General features: G+C 69.8%; 22 protein-coding genes. 11 read left to right on the forward strand and 11 right to left on the reverse strand.

Features of this window, described 5'->3' with window-relative positions; genetic code table 11:
• Positions 1–18: 18 nt before the first annotated feature.
• Together ACFQ7Q_RS06205 and ACFQ7Q_RS06210 are read right to left on the reverse strand one after the other, a co-directional pair.
• Positions 19–1,032, reverse strand: coding sequence for a hypothetical protein (locus tag ACFQ7Q_RS06205; protein WP_383550518.1), 1,014 nt, complete (start codon positions 1,030–1,032; stop codon positions 19–21).
• Positions 1,033–1,128: 96 nt separating this feature from the next.
• Positions 1,129–1,341, reverse strand: a complete 213-nt coding sequence (locus tag ACFQ7Q_RS06210; RefSeq protein WP_383550520.1) for a hypothetical protein — start codon at positions 1,339–1,341, stop codon at positions 1,129–1,131.
• 307 nt (positions 1,342–1,648) lie between these two features.
• Between ACFQ7Q_RS06210 and ACFQ7Q_RS06215 the strand changes: the two genes are divergently transcribed.
• The gene (locus ACFQ7Q_RS06215; protein ID WP_383550522.1) at positions 1,649–2,431 is read left to right on the forward strand and encodes a hypothetical protein; all 783 of its coding nucleotides are present in this window, start codon (positions 1,649–1,651) and stop codon (positions 2,429–2,431) included.
• Positions 2,432–2,467: 36 nt separating this feature from the next.
• Here ACFQ7Q_RS06215 and ACFQ7Q_RS06220 read toward each other — a convergent pair whose 3' ends face one another.
• The 7 genes from ACFQ7Q_RS06220 to ACFQ7Q_RS06250 form a co-directional block, all read right to left on the reverse strand.
• Positions 2,468–2,662 carry a hypothetical protein gene (locus ACFQ7Q_RS06220; protein WP_383550524.1) on the reverse strand — a complete coding sequence of 65 codons (195 nt, stop codon included), beginning with the start codon at positions 2,660–2,662 and terminating at the stop codon, positions 2,468–2,470.
• A gap of 215 nt (positions 2,663–2,877) precedes the next feature.
• Positions 2,878–3,168 (reverse strand): hypothetical protein, encoded by a 291-nt coding sequence (locus ACFQ7Q_RS06225; protein WP_329117185.1) that lies wholly within the window; start codon positions 3,166–3,168, stop codon positions 2,878–2,880.
• Positions 3,169–3,259: 91 nt separating this feature from the next.
• On the reverse strand, positions 3,260–3,862 hold the full coding sequence (locus ACFQ7Q_RS06230) for a phage tail protein (RefSeq protein WP_383550526.1): 603 nt from the start codon (positions 3,860–3,862) through the stop codon (positions 3,260–3,262).
• A 124-nt stretch (positions 3,863–3,986) separates the two neighbouring features.
• Positions 3,987–4,397, reverse strand: a complete 411-nt coding sequence (locus ACFQ7Q_RS06235) for a hypothetical protein (RefSeq protein WP_383550528.1) — start codon at positions 4,395–4,397, stop codon at positions 3,987–3,989.
• Between the two features lie 627 nt (positions 4,398–5,024).
• Positions 5,025–5,225: a hypothetical protein gene (locus tag ACFQ7Q_RS06240; protein WP_383550530.1), complete on the reverse strand. Its 201-nt coding sequence runs from the start codon at positions 5,223–5,225 to the stop codon at positions 5,025–5,027.
• Complete coding sequence (locus tag ACFQ7Q_RS06245) at positions 5,225–5,929, reverse strand: hypothetical protein (RefSeq protein WP_383550653.1); 705 nt, start codon at positions 5,927–5,929, stop codon at positions 5,225–5,227. The genes ACFQ7Q_RS06240 and ACFQ7Q_RS06245 overlap by 1 nt, the downstream gene beginning before the upstream one ends.
• A 14-nt stretch (positions 5,930–5,943) precedes the next feature.
• Positions 5,944–6,258, reverse strand: coding sequence for a WhiB family transcriptional regulator (locus tag ACFQ7Q_RS06250; protein ID WP_383550532.1), 315 nt, complete (start codon positions 6,256–6,258; stop codon positions 5,944–5,946).
• A gap of 229 nt (positions 6,259–6,487) precedes the next feature.
• Here ACFQ7Q_RS06250 and ACFQ7Q_RS06255 point away from each other — a divergent pair, with 229 nt between their 5' ends.
• The 5 genes from ACFQ7Q_RS06255 to tuf all read left to right on the forward strand — a co-directional run bounded on the left by ACFQ7Q_RS06255 (position 6,488) and on the right by tuf (position 11,989).
• Positions 6,488–6,949 carry a helix-turn-helix domain-containing protein gene (locus tag ACFQ7Q_RS06255; RefSeq protein ID WP_383550534.1) on the forward strand — a complete coding sequence of 154 codons (462 nt, stop codon included), beginning with the start codon at positions 6,488–6,490 and terminating at the stop codon, positions 6,947–6,949.
• Between the two features lie 681 nt (positions 6,950–7,630).
• Positions 7,631–8,002: a 30S ribosomal protein S12 gene (gene rpsL, locus ACFQ7Q_RS06260; RefSeq protein ID WP_003948652.1), complete on the forward strand. Its 372-nt coding sequence runs from the start codon at positions 7,631–7,633 to the stop codon at positions 8,000–8,002.
• A gap of 2 nt (positions 8,003–8,004) precedes the next feature.
• The gene (gene rpsG / locus ACFQ7Q_RS06265; protein ID WP_003966970.1) at positions 8,005–8,475 is read left to right on the forward strand and encodes a 30S ribosomal protein S7; all 471 of its coding nucleotides are present in this window, start codon (positions 8,005–8,007) and stop codon (positions 8,473–8,475) included.
• A gap of 39 nt (positions 8,476–8,514) precedes the next feature.
• On the forward strand, positions 8,515–10,644 hold the full coding sequence (gene fusA / locus ACFQ7Q_RS06270) for an elongation factor G (RefSeq protein WP_383550536.1): 2,130 nt from the start codon (positions 8,515–8,517) through the stop codon (positions 10,642–10,644).
• Positions 10,645–10,795: 151 nt separating this feature from the next.
• Positions 10,796–11,989, forward strand: coding sequence for an elongation factor Tu (tuf, locus tag ACFQ7Q_RS06275; RefSeq protein WP_361445373.1), 1,194 nt, complete (start codon positions 10,796–10,798; stop codon positions 11,987–11,989).
• Positions 11,990–12,097: 108 nt separating this feature from the next.
• On the opposite strand, the gene ACFQ7Q_RS06280 is transcribed toward tuf, so the two are convergent.
• Complete coding sequence (locus tag ACFQ7Q_RS06280) at positions 12,098–14,167, reverse strand: PIG-L family deacetylase (RefSeq protein ID WP_383550539.1); 2,070 nt, start codon at positions 14,165–14,167, stop codon at positions 12,098–12,100.
• A 256-nt stretch (positions 14,168–14,423) separates the two neighbouring features.
• On the opposite strand from ACFQ7Q_RS06280, the gene ACFQ7Q_RS06285 reads away from it, so the two are divergent.
• Positions 14,424–15,365, forward strand: a complete 942-nt coding sequence (locus ACFQ7Q_RS06285) for a hypothetical protein (RefSeq protein WP_383550541.1) — start codon at positions 14,424–14,426, stop codon at positions 15,363–15,365.
• Between the two features lie 15 nt (positions 15,366–15,380).
• Here ACFQ7Q_RS06285 and ACFQ7Q_RS06290 read toward each other — a convergent pair whose 3' ends face one another.
• Entirely contained in the window at positions 15,381–16,208 is an 828-nt protein-coding gene (locus tag ACFQ7Q_RS06290) for an RNA repair domain-containing protein (protein ID WP_383550543.1), read from the reverse strand.
• 611 nt (positions 16,209–16,819) lie between these two features.
• Here ACFQ7Q_RS06290 and rpsJ point away from each other — a divergent pair.
• Genes rpsJ through rplW form a run of 4 tightly spaced genes read left to right on the forward strand, consistent with a single transcriptional unit; the run spans position 16,820 to position 18,764 of the window.
• Entirely contained in the window at positions 16,820–17,128 is a 309-nt protein-coding gene (rpsJ, locus tag ACFQ7Q_RS06295; protein ID WP_003948644.1) for a 30S ribosomal protein S10, read from the forward strand.
• A 13-nt stretch (positions 17,129–17,141) separates the two neighbouring features.
• Positions 17,142–17,786: a 50S ribosomal protein L3 gene (rplC, locus tag ACFQ7Q_RS06300; protein WP_260229398.1), complete on the forward strand. Its 645-nt coding sequence runs from the start codon at positions 17,142–17,144 to the stop codon at positions 17,784–17,786.
• Between the two features lie 4 nt (positions 17,787–17,790).
• Positions 17,791–18,441: a 50S ribosomal protein L4 gene (rplD, locus tag ACFQ7Q_RS06305; RefSeq protein WP_383550545.1), complete on the forward strand. Its 651-nt coding sequence runs from the start codon at positions 17,791–17,793 to the stop codon at positions 18,439–18,441.
• The gene (gene rplW / locus ACFQ7Q_RS06310; protein WP_318103821.1) at positions 18,441–18,764 is read left to right on the forward strand and encodes a 50S ribosomal protein L23; all 324 of its coding nucleotides are present in this window, start codon (positions 18,441–18,443) and stop codon (positions 18,762–18,764) included. Before rplD ends, rplW begins: the two co-directional genes overlap by 1 nt.
• Position 18,765: the final 1 nt, after the last annotated feature.

The following is an 18,765-nucleotide window of genomic DNA, read 5'->3' on the forward strand; positions in this document are numbered from 1 at the left end:
CTTTCGTGGTGGGGTGGGTCAGGAGAGCCCTGTGTTGAGCTGCCCGACGGTCGTCCGGAGGCCGGCCAGCGCGCGGTCCAGGGGGCCGATCTGCCGGGCCAGGTTCCCTGCCGCGGTGGCCGCGTCCTGCAGTGGTTCCGCCTTCGGGACCCTGTCCGGGTTGAAGTTGGTCGTGGCGAGCTTGAGCTTCTCGGTGGCCTTGGCGACCTTCTCGATCTTCCGGGGGTCCGCGTCCCGCACGGCCTCCTGGATCTTGCCGACGCCGGTGGCGACCGGTTGCATCCGCGTGTGGTCGATGTCCTTGATGGCGTCGGCGATCTTCTTGACGCCCGCCGCCGCCTTGGTGGCCGCGGACTCCTTGGGAAGCTTGCGGAACTCCCTGATGAACGAGGGGGCCTGGTCGTTGAACGTCACCAGATGCGGATTCAGCTCCTCGAGCTGCCGCCGCAGGGGCCCGAAGTCCGGGGTCTCCGGAAGGTCGGCGAGGCCGGCGCCGCCGTTGAAGACCCGGCGCTCCCGGCGCTCGACGTCCTCGCGGTTCTGGCGACTCCACCCGCCGTTCTCGTTGTTGGCGATGACCCAGCCGAAGAGCTTGTCCGTGACGTTCCGGACGATGTCGATCGACTTCGCCGCCAGCAGGAGGCCGAGCGCGGGGACGGCGAGGCCCATGAAGGCCGAGAGGAAGTACGGCCAGATGACTCCGAAGTTCTTGCCCTCGTAGATCTTCTCGACGCCGGCGGCGACACCGTCGAGGCCGGCCGCTTCGAGCCACTCCGTCAGGGGCGCCTTCGTGGCCTCCTCGTGGATGTCGCCGATCTGCTTGACCCACGGCGCCGCGGCTTCCTCCGTGAGGATCTTGGGGGAGTCTCCGATGAGGTGGTGCTTGAGCTTGGAGACCAGCGCCTCCTTGTCGATCGCCTTGTCGGGGTTCTTGTCGTCGGGAACCTTGTACGTGAGCTTCACGGTGCCCGTGGCCAGGTCGTTCTTGAGTTGGGCTATCTCCTGGGAGACGTCGTCGATCGTCTTTCCCATGGATTCCTCCGCTTCCGGCCGGTGACGGCCATGCCGAAAAGCCCCTGCCGGCAAGGAACTTCGGCAGGGGCTCGTGCGTGAAGGGCGGTCGGGCGGCTAGGCGTCGTCGCTTCGGCGGGAGTCGCGTCGCGTCGTCGCGAGGGCGTCGTTCCAGCCCGCTGTATACGCGAGGGTCTCGCAGCGGGTGACCTCGGCGTACAGCGTGCCGAGCAGCGCTCTCTTGTCGAGGGCGACGGGTCCGTCGAGGAGCTGGCGGAGGCGGTCCTGGAGAGGGGTGTGCGGTCGCGATGCCTCGGCCTGCTGGGTCATGGACGCCTGCCTTCCCGTTACGTGCCCTTGCGTGTGTGGCGGCGCCGCGGAGTGAGGAGCGGGGGCACCACGTGTTCGAACTGCTGTGCGAATAGCAGTGTGGAACATCTGTTCGGTGTTTGTCGAGCCGGAAACACCTGACGGTGTGTCTCCTGGCTTGTTCCCGGGTGAGGTTGGCGCCGGAACAGAGCTTGTGTTCGACCGGGTAACCTGGAGGACGCGTTCCCTGGACCCGACCGTTTCGGGGGGCGAGGGGCGCGCGGGGCGCGCGGGGGGACCCCTGGGGGTTGGAAGGCAGTACTCACGCATGGACACGGAGCCGGGCGCCAACCGGCGGGAGCGGGTCGTCGACTGGTTCGCCTCCCAGCCCGATCTGCCCCATCTCTTCGCACGTCTCTCGGAGCTCGTCCACGTCCAAGGGCACGCCCCCGAGGAGCTCGTCGTGATCCCCCGGGGCGAGGTCGACCGTCGCGAGACGACCGCCTTCACCGCCGGCTGGGCCGAGGCCGTGGCCGACGAACTCCCCCGCATTCGCCGGGAGTACGAGAAGCGTGTCGCCGACGCCTACGCGCAGGGTCAGGGTGACGCGCGTGGGATCCGCCGACCCCAGCGGCGTACGGACGTCGGCCCGGAGGGTGCCCGGGTCATCGCACTGCCCTTCGCCCGGCTTCTCGAACCGCCCGCGGCCGTCGTCGAGGCCGAGGAGCGGGTCCGCAGGGAGCGCGAGCTGTTCGAACAGCGCCCCCAGCGTCCCGAACCCGAACCCGAGCACCAGACGGGACCCGAACCGGAGTCGGAGCTGGACGTCCTCGTGACCGCTCAGGAGAGCCGTACCCGCCGGAACGCCCAGCCGGTACGGAAGGTCGTCCGGGGCAAGGGCGGGCGCCCGATCGTGCCGCCGCTCGCCGGGGTGCCCGTCCAGTCGGGCTCCGGCGCCGACCGCCGCGAGTCCGAGCACGTCGAACCGGAGCCCGTCGAAGCCGAGACGCGCCCCGGCAGGGGGCGTCGGCTCTCCGATCGGGCCAGGGCCCTGGAGCAGGAGCTGACGGCCGAGCGAGCACAGGAAGCGCCCCCGGAGCCCGCTCCCTGACGGGAACGGCCCTCCGGGGGCTGCGGGGGTGTGGCATCAGCCGAAGAACCGGGCGAGTGCTCCGGGGGAGACCACCTCGGCGGCGCCCTCCTGCGTGGACGACCCGCCCCGCTCCTCGTCCTCGTCGGCGACTCCCGGACGAGGAACGGGCTTCGGGGGATCGGGCTGGTCGTCGTCCTCGCCGGAATTGACACACATGAACATCCAGTTGGCGACGGCCAGATGGTCCACCGCCGCCGCGAGGAGATGGTCCGAGATCGACCACTCCGCGGCTTCCCCGTGGAGCTCGCGCTGGACGGCGCCGTCCGCCGGCAGATACTTGATCAGTGTGTAGAGACGACGGCTGGAGAGCCCGCCGCGGTACCAGTCGAGGAGATCGGTGCCGTAGTAGCGGAGCAGGTCCGCCTCAAGGGCCTCGGCGTGTTCGTCGACGAACTCGACGAGGCTCAGTCTTCCCCCAGGCCGAGCCCGGTCTCCTTGCCGTAGGCCTCCAGGATGGCGGCGATGTCCTGCATCGTGATGTCGTGCTGCTCGAACCGAGCGAACTGCTTCTCACCCATCAGGAGCGCGAGCAGGCCGTCCACGTCGTTGTCGTCGAGCTTGCGCAGAGCCTTGGCGGTCGCGCGGCCGAGTTCGGTGGGAAGGGTGTAGCTCTCGCCGTCCAGCTCGAAGGACCAGCTGCTGCCGGTGGCCTCCAGGCGCTGGGCGCGGGCGGCGTTGACGTCGAAACGGGCCATGGTGATGCGTACTCCTTGTTCGAGCGAGTGAAGAGGAGAGGGGGCGGGGCGGGACGACGGTCCGCCGTCCCGCCCCGGGGTGGAGCAGGGATCAGACGGTGGTGCTGTACTGGCTGTCCTTCATGAGGAAGGAGGCCAGCGGCTTGCCGTTGCCGTTCGACATGGCCGTGAAGGTGATGCCCAGCTGCGACGCCGCCTTGCGGGCCAGCTTGATGTCGTCGGACGCGGTGACCTGGCCGCGCGGGATGATGAAGCGGTAGGTGACCGCGGTCGTGCCACCGGCCTTGACGTCGGTGAACTCCAGGCCGAGGGCGCGCACGTCCGCGAACGGACGCTCGGCGATCTCGTACTTGTAGGTGTCGGTCGCCGGCGCGGCCGCCGCCTCGACCTTTCCGCCGCCCATGAAGAACGGCAGCGTGTCCTCGTTGAACTGGAGCATGGAGAACTTCAGCGAGAGGTCACGGGCCGAGTAGATGTAGTGCACCGGGGAGACGGACTGCCACGAGTCGATGGCCTCCAGCTTGTCCTTCTTCGAGAAGGTGACGCCGTCACCGGTGGTGAAGCCGAGGTCCGTCCAGGACGCCCAGTCGGTGGCGGAGTCGGTGCCGAAGGCCGGGATGTCGGTGCCGGCGTTGGCCACGTAGAGCTTGCCGACGCCTGCGACGCGGATCTCGGCGGAGTTGTTTCCTGCCATGGTGGGGTTTCTCCTTGGGTGAGAGGGTGACCGCCCCGGGCGTCGGGCCCGGGTACGGCAAAGGCCCCGCCGGGATGGCGGGGCCTGGTCTGTGGGGTGAGCGTCCGTCAGGGAGGGCGAGGGCTCAGAAGACGCTCAGGGAGAGGCGGATGACGCACAGGTAGCGGTTGGCGCCCCGGTAGAGGTAGTCGGGCAGCCAGCGGGGCCCGTCCTGCTCCTCGACGTCGTGGACGACGTTGGTGGCGCCGATCTGCTTGCCGATCGTGGCGAGCAGGGCCCGCCGTGCCGCGTTGGCGAGGACGTGGGCCGCGTTCTTGCTCGGCCCGTACACCTCGAACTCGATCAGCGGCATGTCGACGTGCAGGTCGCCGATCCAGGCGCCGCCGCGGCGGTTCACGAGCACGGCGCTCTGCGTGCCGTCGAAGCCGGCCGGCGCATGGACCGCGATGGTGGCGCCCGCCAGGGCGGGGTCGGCCTTGAGGACGTCGACGACCAGCTTCTCGACGTCCGGGAAAGCACTCGGGGGAGTGGTCATGACGGTTCTCCTCGAAGAGGGGTCCTGGACGGGCGCCGCCCGGGGCGCGCCTGCGGGAGGGGAGGGGCGCGGCAGCGCACCCGGACGGCGAACGGCGAAGCCGTGGCCCGTCGTTCGGGCACAGCTCCGCCGCTGCACCAACTGTGACAGAGAGCGTGCGCGCACGCAACTAATTCGTGGGCGGGGCCGGAAACGGGCTCCAGGGCCCCTCGGGATACGTCGGGGTCCCGGCCCGCGGGCCCGGCCCGCGCGCCTGGGGAACGCCGAGCGGGAAGGGGCGCCCGGGGAACGGCGGGCGGGAAGCGGCGCCCGGGGAGCGGCGCCCCGGGGAACGGCGCTCGGGAACGGCGGGCGGGGGACGGTGCTCGAGAAACGGCGAGCGGGAAACGGCGGGCGTGGAACGGGCGCCTGGGAAACGCCGGGCGGGGAACGGCGCTCGGGAACGGCGCCCCGGGGAACGGCGCTCGGGAACGGCGCCCCGGGGAACGGCGCTCGGGAAACGGCGAGCGGGAAGCGGTGCCGGGGAGCGGCTCCCGGGAAGCGGCGAGCGGGGAATGGCGCCCCGGGGAACGGCGAGCGCCCCCTGTCCTGAGGGACAGGGGGCGCTCTTCGGGGGAGGTGCGTCGGTCACGTCGAGGGGCGGGGCTTGCGGCGGGTCGCGCGTTCCGCGGCGAAGACGTCCTCCAGGCGGAACAACTGGGCCCGGCCCGCCTTGCCGGCCGCCCGGAGGTGACCCAGCTGGACCCACTTGCGGATCGTCGCCGGTGCGACCCCCGCCTCCTCGGCCGCCAGCGGCCCGGGGATCAGGGTGGCCGGACTCAGGGACATCAGCACGGGTTCTCCTCCATCGCGGCGTCGAGTTCCTCGGTACGGCAGCCCGCCGCGTCCGCCAGGTCGCCCCACTCCGCCTCGGGCCACAGATGGCGGTAGGCCGGGTCGTCCTGACAGCCGCACTCCTCGTCGGTACAGGTGCAGGCCGGGTTCACGCAGAGCACGGCGCGCCGGTCGGGGAACGCCCGCAGCGACACCGAGTCGCACCAGGGGCAGCGCCCCGAGACGCGTACGACCTGCTCCGCGTCGCCCAGCGTGCGCGCGCAGCGCCGGGCCATGCGACGCAGCTCGTCCCGCACGTGCCGGGCCAGGTCGGGGTGGGCCGCGATGTCGTCGAGCAGCGCGATCGTGCGCCGGAGCCGTTCGACGACCGGGGCGCGGCCGGGACGGGGGAGCCCGAGCCGGGCGCGTACCGCCTCCTCCAGCTCCACCACGCCGTCGGTGACGTCGCGGATCGCGTCGGACACATGAAGCCGGATCGGCGCCGCGCCGTGTCCGGGGACCACGAGACCGTGCCGCTGTTCCAGCAGCAGCGCCTCGCGTCGCTCCTCGCGGATCAGGTCGTCGCGCCCCGGGTGCGGAGCGGTCGATGCGGTCCCGGCGGGAGAGCGGCGTCCGGGCGCGAGCTCCTCGGCGAGTTCGGGGAAGTGGCGGGCGAGCGCGGCCGTCCAGAGGGTGATGTCGGTGACGATCCGGTCCATGGCGCTGCGGTCGCTCAACGGACGCTCCTGGTCGCGGATATCGGCGTGTGGGCCGCGCCGGCCGCCGTGCGTGTCCGTGTCGCCAGTCCCGTACGGACCCGCGCCGCGGGCACCGCGCGGCCGTTGCGCCACAGACGTCCCGCGCAGACGCCGTCGAAGTAGCTCTCCGCCGGTGCGACGGTCTGCTCGCACTCGCGACGCACGGGGCAGACCTCGCATGCGCGCAGTGCCGGGGCCGCCTGCTGGGCGCGGCGGGCGAAGACGACGGCCGGGGAGAGGCCGGCGCACGCGGCGGCGGCCTGCCAGGAGGGGAAATCGGGCAAGGGCAAGGTGTTCTCCATCTCCGGGGCCAATGGGTCCCGTGGGGCCGGTGAGGTCCCTGGGGCTCAGGAGGCCGATGCGGTCGGCGGCGAGCCAGCGTTACATGTTGCGTGCGGGCGCGCAACAAAAATGTGGAGATGCCTTTACCGTTTCGACACGATTGCGCGCCCGAAAGCACGTAATTCCGTGCGCGCAAGCACGCTAGAGTGTGGCGCCTGGAGGAGTGAGGAGCGGTACATGACCACTCGTGGGCTGGACGAATTCGCAGGCTGGGTCGAAAGCCTGATGAGAGAGCGCGGCTACGACATCGACAGCCCGCGCGGCGGCGGGAAGTCCCGGATCGCGGACGAGGCGGGGGTCCACCGCGCCGCCGTCACGCGGCTGCTGCAGCGGCAGAGCATGCCCGACCTGGAGACCATGCGCAGGATCGCCCCGCTGCTCGGGGTGTCCGTCCGCGACATGTTGATCCGGTCCGGCCGGGTGACGCCGGAGGAGCTGCCGATCGCGGCGGATCTGCTCCCGCCGAACGACTGGCAGCCGACCATGGAGGACTTCGCGCGCTGGCTCGGTGTCCCCGACGAGCGGCTCGGCGTCTTCATCAAGGTGGTGAACCAGTTCCTGGAGCCCGACGACGAAGGCGCGCAGGGCGGCACCGAGAGCGGTGACGCGCCGGATGCGCGGCGTGCCGCGCGGGACTGAGCGGGGATCCCGGTCGGGGAGTACGAGCAGGGGCCGGGGTGACGTCGACCCCGGCTCCTCGGTCGACCACCCCCGCGGTGAGCCCCGACGCCCGACCCGCCTCACCGCCCCGCCGCTGAGGCGCCGGGCCCTGAGGCGCACGGCCACTGGGGTGCCCGGGCTGCTGAGCTGCCCCGCCGCTTGAGGCACCGGCCCTGGAGCCGCCCGCCTTCGAGCTGCCCCGCCTCCGAGCCGCCCGCCCCCGAGACGTTCGCCTCCGCGCTGCCCCGCCCCTGGGGGAGCTCCCGGAGGTGCCCCGGTGAATCGCGTCGGCTCCCTGCCCCAGGGGCGTAGCCCAGGGCCCCGGCCCTCGTCGTCCCCGCCCCAGGGATGGCCCCCGGTCGGAGGCCCTCCGCCCTCCCGGCCCCCCTTCCGTGTTCTCCCACGTCGGCCGGGTGCCCGGGCTGCGGGGCATTTGTTTTGACCGGAGTCCATGCGGTAGGTACGCTCAGACCTTGTGCCTGGGGTGTGCCTGGGCTCGTGTGCGTGTCATCAGCCGCACGGCGAGTTCGTCAACGGCCACCGCAATCTGCGCCTTTTCCGCCCTCGGCGGAGGTCCGCAGTATTCGACACACCCGACCGCGTGGGTCGGTGCTGTGTTCCAGGTTAGTTTTACGACGGCACACAGAAACCGGAGAAGTAGTGCCTACGATCCAGCAGCTGGTCCGGAAGGGCCGGCAGGACAAGGTCGAGAAGAACAAGACGCCCGCACTCGAGGGTTCCCCTCAGCGTCGCGGCGTCTGCACGCGTGTGTTCACGACCACCCCGAAGAAGCCGAACTCGGCCCTCCGTAAGGTCGCGCGTGTGCGTCTGACCTCGGGCATCGAGGTCACGGCCTACATCCCGGGTGAGGGTCACAACCTGCAGGAGCACTCCATCGTGCTCGTGCGTGGTGGCCGTGTGAAGGACCTGCCGGGTGTTCGCTACAAGATCATCCGCGGTTCCCTCGACACGCAGGGCGTCAAGAACCGTAAGCAGGCTCGCAGCCGCTACGGCGCCAAGAAGGAGAAGTAAGAATGCCTCGTAAGGGCCCCGCCCCGAAGCGCCCGGTCATCATCGACCCGGTCTACAGCTCTCCTCTTGTCACCTCGCTGATCAACAAGATCCTGCTGGACGGCAAGCGTTCCACCGCCGAGCGCATCGTCTACGGCGCCATGGAAGGCCTCCGCGAGAAGACCGGCAACGACCCGGTCATCACGCTGAAGCGCGCCCTCGAGAACGTGAAGCCGTCCCTCGAGGTCAAGTCCCGCCGTGTCGGTGGCGCCACCTACCAGGTGCCGATCGAGGTCAAGCCCGGTCGCGCCTCCACCCTCGCGCTCCGCTGGCTCGTGGGTTACTCCCGCGCCCGTCGCGAGAAGACCATGACCGAGCGCCTCATGAACGAGCTCCTCGACGCCTCCAACGGCCTCGGTGCTTCGGTCAAGAAGCGTGAGGACACGCACAAGATGGCCGAGTCCAACAAGGCCTTCGCGCACTACCGCTGGTAGTCGCAACCCACATCGAGACCGAGAGAAGACTGAGCCGATATGGCTACCACTTCGCTTGACCTTGCCAAGGTGCGCAACATCGGCATCATGGCTCACATCGACGCGGGCAAGACGACCACCACCGAGCGGATCCTGTTCTACACCGGCGTCTCGTACAAGATCGGTGAAGTCCACGACGGCGCTGCCACGATGGACTGGATGGAGCAGGAGCAGGAGCGCGGCATCACGATCACGTCCGCCGCGACGACCTGCCACTGGCCGCTCGAGGACGTCGACCACACCATCAACATCATCGACACCCCGGGCCACGTCGACTTCACCGTCGAGGTGGAGCGTTCGCTCCGCGTGCTCGACGGTGCGGTGACGGTGTTCGACGGCGTCGCCGGTGTCGAGCCCCAGTCCGAGACTGTCTGGCGTCAGGCGGACCGCTACGGCGTTCCGCGTATCTGCTTCGTCAACAAGCTCGACCGTACGGGCGCCGAGTTCCACCGCTGTGTCGACATGATCGTGGAGCGCCTCGGCGCCGTCCCGATCGTCATGCAGCTCCCCATCGGTTCCGAGATGGACTTCCAGGGTGTTGTGGACCTCGTCCGCATGAAGGCTCTGGTCTGGTCCGCCGAGGCGACCAAGGGCGAGATGTACGACGTCGTCGACATCCCGGCCACGCACACCGAGGCTGCTGAAGAGTGGCGCGGCAAGCTGGTCGAGACCGTCGCCGAGAACGACGAAGGGATCATGGAGCTCTTCCTCGAGGGCCAGGAGCCCACCGAGGAGCAGCTGTACGCCGCGATCCGTCGTATCACCATTGCCTCCGGCAAGGGTGGCGGCGAGAAGACGATCACCCCCGTCTTCTGTGGCACCGCGTTCAAGAACAAGGGTGTTCAGCCCCTGCTCGACGCGGTCGTCCGCTACCTCCCCTCGCCCCTGGACGTCGAGGCCATCGAGGGCCACGACGTCAAGGACGCCGAGGTCGTCGTGAGGCGCAAGCCTTCCGAGGACGAGCCGCTCTCCGCGCTCGCCTTCAAGATCGCGAGCGACCCGCACCTCGGCAAGCTCACCTTCGTCCGGATCTACTCCGGTCGCCTGGAGGCCGGCACCTCGGTGCTGAACTCCGTCAAGGGCAAGCGTGAGCGCATCGGCAAGATCTACCGCATGCACGCGAACAAGCGTGAGGAGATCGACTCGGTGGGCGCCGGCGACATCGTCGCCGTCATGGGCCTGAAGCAGACCACCACCGGTGAGACGCTGTGCGACGAGAAGAACCCGGTCATCCTGGAGTCCATGGACTTCCCGGCGCCGGTCATTCAGGTCGCGATCGAGCCCAAGTCCAAGGGTGACCAGGAGAAGCTGGGTGTCGCCATCCAGCGTCTCGCGGAGGAGGACCCCTCCTTCCAGGTTCACTCGGACGAGGAGACCGGCCAGACCATCATCGGTGGTATGGGCGAGCTTCACCTCGACATCCTCGTCGACCGTATGCGTCGCGAGTTCAAGGTCGAGGCGAACGTCGGCAAGCCGCAGGTCGCGTACCGCGAGACGATCCGCAAGGCCGTCGAGCGCGTGGACTTCACCCACAAGAAGCAGACCGGTGGTACCGGTCAGTTCGCCAAGGTGCAGATCGCGATCGAGCCCATCGAGGGCGGCGACGCCTCGTACGAGTTCGTGAACAAGGTCACCGGTGGCCGCATCCCGAAGGAGTACATCCCTTCGGTCGACGCCGGTGCGCAGGAGGCCATGCAGTTCGGCATCCTGGCCGGCTACGAGATGACTGGCGTCCGCGTCATCCTTCTCGACGGTGGCTACCACGAGGTCGACTCCTCCGAGCTCGCGTTCAAGATCGCCGGCTCGCAGGCCTTCAAGGAGGCCGCGCGCAAGGCTTCGCCGGTCATCCTCGAGCCGATGATGTCCGTCGAGGTCACCACGCCCGAGGACTACATGGGCGAGGTCATCGGTGACATCAACTCCCGCCGTGGTCAGATTCAGGCCATGGAGGAGCGCAGCGGCGCTCGCGTCGTGAAGGGCCTCGTGCCCCTCTCGGAGATGTTCGGCTACGTCGGAGACCTCCGCAGCAAGACCTCGGGTCGCGCAAGCTACTCGATGCAGTTCGACTCCTACGCCGAGGTTCCCCGGAACGTCGCCGAGGAGATCATCGCGAAGGCCAAGGGCGAGTAACTCACCCGAGTGCACGCTTTAGGCTTGACACCAGTCGCCGGGGCTTCGACCCCCGAAACCCGAGGAATCGGGCCCCGGCGGATGGCATCCCAGCAAAGATCACCTGGCGCCGATGAAGCAAGGCGTTCAGAACCACTCCAGGAGGACCCCAGTGGCGAAGGCGAAGTTCGAGCGGACTAAGCCGCACGTCAACATCGGCACCATCGGTCACATCGACCACGGTAAGACGACCCTCACGGCCGCCATTACCAAGGTGCTGCACGACGCGTACCCGGACCTGAACGAGGCCTCGGCCTTCGACCAGATCGACAAGGCTCCTGAGGAGCGCCAGCGCGGTATCACCATCTCCATCGCGCACGTCGAGTACCAGACCGAGTCGCGTCACTACGCCCACGTCGACTGCCCCGGTCACGCGGACTACATCAAGAACATGATCACGGGTGCGGCGCAGATGGACGGCGCCATCCTCGTGGTCGCGGCCACCGACGGCCCGATGCCGCAGACCAAGGAGCACGTGCTCCTGGCCCGCCAGGTCGGCGTTCCGTACATCGTCGTCGCCCTGAACAAGGCCGACATGGTGGACGACGAGGAGATCCTGGAGCTCGTCGAGCTCGAGGTTCGTGAGCTCCTCTCCGAGTACGAGTTCCCGGGCGACGACCTGCCGGTCGTCAAGGTCTCGGCGCTCAAGGCGCTCGAGGGCGACAAGGAGTGGGGCCAGTCGGTCCTGAACCTGATGGCCGCCGTCGACGAGGCGATCCCGCAGCCCGAGCGTGACGTCGACAAGCCGTTCCTGATGCCGATCGAGGACGTCTTCACGATCACCGGTCGTGGCACCGTCGTCACCGGTCGTATCGAGCGTGGTGTCCTCAAGGTCAACGAGACCGTCGACATCGTCGGTATCAAGACCGAGAAGGTCACCACCACGGTCACCGGCATCGAGATGTTCCGCAAGCTGCTCGACGAGGGCCAGGCCGGTGAGAACGTCGGTCTGCTCCTCCGTGGCATCAAGCGCGAGGATGTCGAGCGCGGCCAGGTCATCATCAAGCCCGGTTCGGTCACGCCGCACACCGAGTTCGAGGCCCAGGCCTACATCCTGTCGAAGGACGAGGGTGGCCGTCACACCCCGTTCTTCAACAACTACCGCCCGCAGTTCTACTTCCGTACCACGGACGTGACCGGCGTCGTGACCCTCCCCGAGGGCACCGAGATGGTCATGCCGGGCGACAACACCGCCATGACCGTCGAGCTGATCCAGCCCGTCGCCATGGAGGAGGGCCTGAAGTTCGCCATCCGTGAGGGTGGTCGGACCGTGGGCGCCGGCCAGGTCGTCAAGATCAACAAGTAATTGTCGATCGCTTGACCTGTGCCGCTCCTGACGGAGCGTCATGAGAGGGCCCCCGGGCCGCCGTTCGCGGCGGACCGGGGGCCCTCGTCGTTTCCGTTCCCGTGCGTCCTACTCCGAGGCGGCGGCCCGGTCGGCCGGGCGCCACACCCACGGGTGGGCGTCGGCGCCGAGGCCCACGGCCAGCGGGCCGTCGGGGACGAGCCGCAGAGCCGCCGCCTGGACGGGAATCGTGCCCTGCGTACGGGTCCAGAGCCGGCCACCCCGCCGCAGCTGGATCCGCCCGCGCAGGTCCCGGCCGAGCAGCACGGTCCCGGCGCCGTCCGCCGCGGCGGCCACCGGGCCGTACCCGTCGAAGGACGCGTTCCCCCGCCCTGACAGCAGCTCCTTCGCCGCGGGCTTGCGGTAGTACACCTCCAGCGCGTCGGTCCCGGCGCCCGGGACGGCGGCGACCGGGTCGCCCGCGCCGGGCAGCGGGGCGGCCGGAGCGCCGTCGATCCAGTGCCGGACGGACCGCCGGCCCGCGGCCAGGAGGTGGACGCGGCCGGCGCTGTCGACCACGGCCTCCAGACCGTCCTGGACCTCGTCGGTGCCGGTGTCGGTGCCGGGCAGGCGCCGCCACGACGACCAGCTCCCGTCCGTGGCCCGTACACGCGTCGACACGCCCTTGTCCGCATCGCGTACGAAGAGATGGACCCGGCCGTCGGGCGCGGCCACGGCCACCGGCACACCGATCCGGCGTCCCCGGTCGTCGCCCCGCTCCGGATTGCCGAGCCCCCGCCACGCGAGGAACGGGCCGCCGGGGGAGCGCTGTTCCAGCAGGACGACCTCCCGCCGGTTCGCGCCACCGTGGCCGTCGAACGCGGCGAACCGCACCCCGAGGAGCAGCACCCGGCCGTCGGGGAGCGTGGCCGAGCCCAGCGCGGGCGCGAGCGGCCCGCCGCCGAGGTCCTCCGGCGCGCCCCACAGGCCGGACCCCTTCTCCGTCTCCCGCCAGCGGACGGCCCGCAGCCCCAGCACCCCATAGGCGTCGAGCCGCTCGCCGGGCCGCGTGACGACGGCCGGACCGGCGCCGGGCCAGCGGTGGTGGGTGGCCCGTACCCAGCCCTTCCAGTTGGTCAGAGGGCGGTCCCCGCCCACGCCGTAGTCCCCGCAACCCGACGGATTGCCGCACTGCCAGGACGGATCGCCGCCGTACGGGACGAGATGCGCGGCCTTCTCCCCGAGGACCTGGGGCGGGAGGTTCTTGGGCCAGTGACGGTTGTAGTAGCCCCGGAACGCGGTCGCGACGAACGCCGGTATCGCCCCCGGGCCCTTCTGCGCCTCGGCCACCCAGCGGATCAGCGCCGCCCAGGAGAAGCAGGCGACGGCCGTGTGATCGCCGTGGTCGGAGTAGCCGGGCTGCTCGCTGTCGCGCCTGCGGGTCGCCTCGTCGCCGATCTGGATGTCGGGGTCCGGGTCGAGGGTCTGGACGACGGTGGGCCGGTAGCGGTCGAGGAGGCCCACGAGGACGTCGATCAGCTGGTCGTGGTCGTAGGTGTCCGACCGGTCGACGGGGGAGCCGGCGGAGAGATGCGTACGCAGTTCGAGCGCACGGTCGTGCCACAGCGCGGGCACGGCCATGTAGCGCCGCGAGGTGTGCATCGGCAGATTGAGGAAGATCAGCTCGACCCGGCGACCGCCGTGCACGAGCGTGTCGATCTCGGCTCGTCGCCCGCCGCGGAGCGTGGTGACCGCCCGCTGCCAGGGCGTGAACTTGTCGAGCCCGAGGAGCGTCGCGTACGCCTGGCGCAGGCCCTGGTGGCGGGCGGAGGAGTAGGCGGCCTTGTCCGGGGGAGCGTCGGGCATTCCGGCGATGCGATTGCGGCCCGTGTGCTCGCCAGCGGTGACGTAGACCGAGACGAGCGGGACGCCCGCGTCGAGCATCCGCTGGGTGTCCGGGTTCATGAAGTACAGGTCGTCGTCCGGGTGCGCGGCGAACTGCATGAGCTGTGCGCGTCGCGTACTGGCGATCGGCATTCCCGGAGCGGGGTCGGCGGTGGGCCCGGTACGGCGTGGAGCGGGCACGGAGCAGCCGGCGAGCGAGCCCGCGACGGTTGTCGTACCGAGAGCCACGGCGGCCGCGAGAACACCGCGCCGCCGGGGCAGGCCACCCGTAGCGGGCCTGGATATGTCTTCCACTGCTGCTTCCCCCGTGCCGCCTACCGGTCCGTACCGGTCCCTGAACGTCCCCTGAAACGGCGGACGGCCAGGTCGGGGCCGAGATCCGCGCCTTACTAGACGGCCCGGCGGTACGGGGGGTTGTGCGCGAACGCGCTTTCGTGTGCCGAACGCCTGGGCTGCCGCGTCGCGTTGTCGGGGGCTGTGAGACGCTCCGCTGCGCACGATGCGCGGGGCCGAGGCATGTCATGGCCCCGATGAACCAGGGGTGGGGAACATGAGCTGGGACAACAATGGGCAGAGCGGCGCGTCGCGGGCCGTCTCCGGGGTCTTCGGGATCGTGGCCGCCGTCGGCCTCGCGGTCGTCGTGGTGAGACCGGAGCTGATGCCGTGGCACGAGACCGGCGACACGCAGCCGCTCGCGGCGGAGACCGCGCGGCCGTCCTCCGCGCCGTCCGAGGAGGCATTCCCGGACCGGCCGACGCTGCGTGAGCCGTTCAAGGGCTCGCCGGCCCTGCGCTGGGCCGACGGGGCGGCGGGGATCGAGCTGCCGCAGGCCAAGGCGGTGGGCTGGATGTCGAAGGACGAGGTGGCCGCCGCGCTCAGGACGACCAAGAGCTTCCTCGTCGCGGCCAATCTCGACCCTGCCGTGATCAAGGGCGACAAGCCGGCGGCCGCGCTGGCCCTCCTCGACCCGAAGCAGCCCGACGTCCGCTCGGACATGGAGAAGGGCCTGGTCAAGGCCACCGAGCAGACCGACCCCACGCTGCTGTTCAGCCGGTTCAGCCCGAAGGAGGTACGGCTCGCGGGCTCCGTGGTGAAGGCCCGGGGGCGGATGACCGTGGAGGCCGGCAAGGGCGAGAACGCCGGCACCGTGCTCGTCCGCACCGACTTCACCTTCGTCTACCCGGTCGTGAAGGTGCGTCCCGGCGCCGACGAGGTGACGCGGACGGTCGTGCGTCGCCAGATCACCTTCTCGCTGCCCGACCCGGCCGAGTACATCGTGACCAAGGGCAAGTTGTCGGTGAACGAGTGGAGTTCGAACGTCGGCAACGACGACTGCGACCACCCCGTGGACGGCTTCTTCCACCCGATGTTCGACGAGGACCTGATGGCACTGCCCGACGCCGCGGCGACGGGCCCGGTCGTGGACCCGTACGACCGCAGCAAGAACCTCGACGAGCTGCCGCAGGAGTGCGGGACGAGCTCGCGCACCTGACCGGTCCGCGTACGCCTACGCGGCGGCGGCGTCCTCGGGCCGGTGCACCTCGCCGGTCCCGAGCGACACCGTCGCCCGTACCCGCATCGGACCGTCCTCGCGGCGGGACAGCAGGACCAGCTCGGTCACCCGTGCCGTCATGGAGCCGAGCAGGGCCTCGGAGCTGGTGGCGAGGGTGTGCGGGTCGCGGCTGCGGCCGAGGGAGAGATGCGGGGTGAAGCCCCTGGCCCGCCCGCCGCACAGCGGGAACCGGGGTTCCAGCGCCTCCCGCAGACGGGCCCACGGCTGCTCGCCGGCCGCGCAGGGGTCGAGCCAGACGGTGGCGTCCTCGCGATGACCGAACCAGTGGACGCCCTCCAGCCGGGCCCGGAACGGGTGCGTTCCCCGCGCCGCGGCGGCCACCAGCGGGATGGCCCGTTCGAACTCGGACTCCGGTACGAAGCCGAAGAGGACGTTGACGTGCGGCGGCCAGCGGTGGATCTGGCGGTCGTGCACGCGGCGGATGTGCTGGATCGCGGGCCACAGCCGGCGCGGCGGGACCCAGGCCACCGCCGTCCGGTTCGTCGCGGGCACCGCCAGGACCTCCTCGGGCGGGACCGGCTCGACCTCCGCCGCCACGGTCTCGTCGAGCCGGTCCAGGCCCGTCGCCCGGTCCCAGACCAGCTCGCCGTCGGCCTCGAAGAAGATCACCCGATGCCAGGGGATCTCACCGCCCGGTACGAAGTCGGGCAGGGCCACCCGCGCCGGCCCTGCCCCGCGCTCGGCGATCCCCATCACGAAGCGCTCCGGATCGAAGCGGGGGTCCCACAGCACCCGGTGGTAGATCTCGTCACTGGTGTGCACACCGGGTGTATGCCCCGAGCGCGGCGTCTCAGGCGTCACCACACCGAAGGCCCGAGCCTCGACCGCCGCTCCGCGCGGGGGCGTGGGGAACCTGGGACGACGGGACCGTCCGGCCGGGGGCCGGGCGCTGCGCCGGCATATCTGAACGGCCGTGCCCCACCCGCGTGTCCGAACCGTTGATCTTCGCATCCGCCGGTCACGGCGTGGTCGCGCCCCTACGTGTACCCCCACGTGACGTGGGGTACAGTCTTGCGCCCCGATTGGCGGTCGGATGCCCGCGTATGGCAGACTGTCGGGGTTGCTCGGTTGAGTGCCGATGCTGCGCGCCTCCCGTCGGGGGGACCGGAAGCGAGTCCCACAGTACTCGTCGCTCCTTCTCAGGAGCGGACGTACGGGAATCTTCCGGGAAGCGTCAGCGGGGTGCCGACCAGGCGCTCGGTGGGTGTTCTGCCCCCGGCTCGCGGTTCTGGGACCGCACCCCCTTGGTTGGGAGATCCTTAGGGATTTCTGCGTAGAGGGAGTGCGACACGCCCGACCGCGTGGGTCGGAGACAGAGTCAAGAGAACCCCCGAGTCCAGAGCGTTACTACGAGACAGGACTACTGAGTAGCCATGGCGGGACAGAAGATCCGCATCCGGCTCAAGGCCTACGACCACGAGGTCATCGACTCCTCGGCGAAGAAGATCGTCGAGACGGTGACCCGCACTGGTGCGTCGGTCGCGGGCCCGGTGCCGCTGCCCACTGAGAAGAACGTGTACTGCGTCATCAAGTCGCCGCACAAGTACAAGGACTCGCGCGAGCACTTCGAGATGCGCACGCACAAGCGCCTCATCGACATCCTCGACCCCACGCCGAAGACGGTTGACTCGCTCATGCGTCTCGACCTCCCGGCGGGCGTCGACATCGAGATCAAGCTCTGAGGTGACGCGCGAGATGGCTAAGAACATCAAGGGCATCCTGGGCGAGAAGCTCGGCATGACGCAGGTCTGGGACGAGAACAACCGGGTTGTCCCGGTGACCGTCGTCAAGGCCGGCCCCAATGTCGTGACCCAGGTGCGTACGAACGACATCGACGGCTACGAGTCGGTCCAGATCGCCTTCGGCGAGATCGACCCGCGCAAGGTGAACAAGCCCCTCAAGGGTCACTTCGCCAAGGCCGACGTCACCCCGCGCCGTCACCTTGTGGAGCTCCGCACCGCTGACGCCTCCGAGTACACGCTCGGCCAGGAGATCACCGCCGAGCTCTTCGAGGCCGGTGTGAAGGTCGACGTCACCGGTAAGAGCAAGGGCAAGGGCTTCGCCGGTGTCATGAAGCGCCACAACTTCCGTGGTGGCAAGGCCTCCCACGGTGCCCACCGCGTGCACCGTAAGCCCGGTTCGATCGGTGGCTGCGCCACCCCGGGCCGTGTCTTCAAGGGCATGCGCATGGCCGGCCGTATGGGCAACGAGCGCGTGACCACCCAGAACCTGACCGTTCACGCCGTTGACGCGGAGAAGGGCCTGCTCCTGATCAAGGGTGCGGTTCCTGGTCCGAACGGCGGCCTCGTCCTGGTCCGCACCGCGGCCAAGGGGGCCTGAGGATATGAGCACCATTGACATTCTGTCGCCCTCCGGCGACAAGACCGGGACCGTCGAGCTCCCGGCCGAGATCTTCGAGGCCAAGATCAGCATCCCGCTGATCCACCAGGTCGTCGTCGCGCAGCTGGCCGCCGCCCGTCAGGGCACGCACAAGGTCAAGTCGCGTGGCGAGGTCCGTGGTGGTGGCAAGAAGCCGTACCGCCAGAAGGGCACCGGCCGCGCCCGTCAGGGTTCGACCCGCGCCCCGCAGTTCGCCGGTGGTGGCGTCGTGCACGGTCCCGTGCCGCGTGACTACTCGCAGCGGACCCCGAAGAAGATGAAGGCCGCCGCCCTCCGCGGTGCCCTCTCCGACCGGGCGAACCACTCCCGCATCCACGTCGTCTCCGGCGTGGTCGAGGGTGGCATCTCCACCAAGGCCGCCAAGACGCTGTTCGGCAAGATCTCGGAGCGCAAGAACCTGCTCCTGGTCGTCGAGCGCGCCGACGAGGCCGCGTGGCTGTCCGCCCGCAACCTGCCCCAGGTGCACATCCTGGAGCCGGGCCAGCTGAACACGTACGACGTGATGCGATCCGACGACGTGGTCTTCACCCAGGCCGCCCTCGAGTCCTTCGTGTCTGGCCCCAAGGCCGCTGACAACGAAGGGAGCGAGGCCTGATGTCCGAGGCCACGATCACCAGCAAGACCTTCACGGACCCGCGTGACGTCCTCGTCAAGCCGGTTGTTTCCGAGAAGAGCTACGCGCTGCTCGACGAGAACAAGTACACGTTCATCGTTGCGCCCGGCGCCAACAAGACCCAGATCAAGCAGGCCGTCGAGGCGGTCTTCTCGGTCAAGGTCACCGGGGTCAACACGATCAACCGTCAGGGCAAGCGCAAGCGCACCCGCACCGGTTTCGGCAAGCGCAAGGACACCAAGCGCGCCATCGTGACCCTTGCCGAGGGCAACCGTATCGACATCTTCGGCGGTCCGACCGCCTAAC

The sequence above is a fragment of the Streptomyces sp. NPDC056527 genome (assembly GCF_042794475.1).
Taxonomy (GTDB): Bacteria; Actinomycetota; Actinomycetes; order Streptomycetales; family Streptomycetaceae; genus Streptomyces.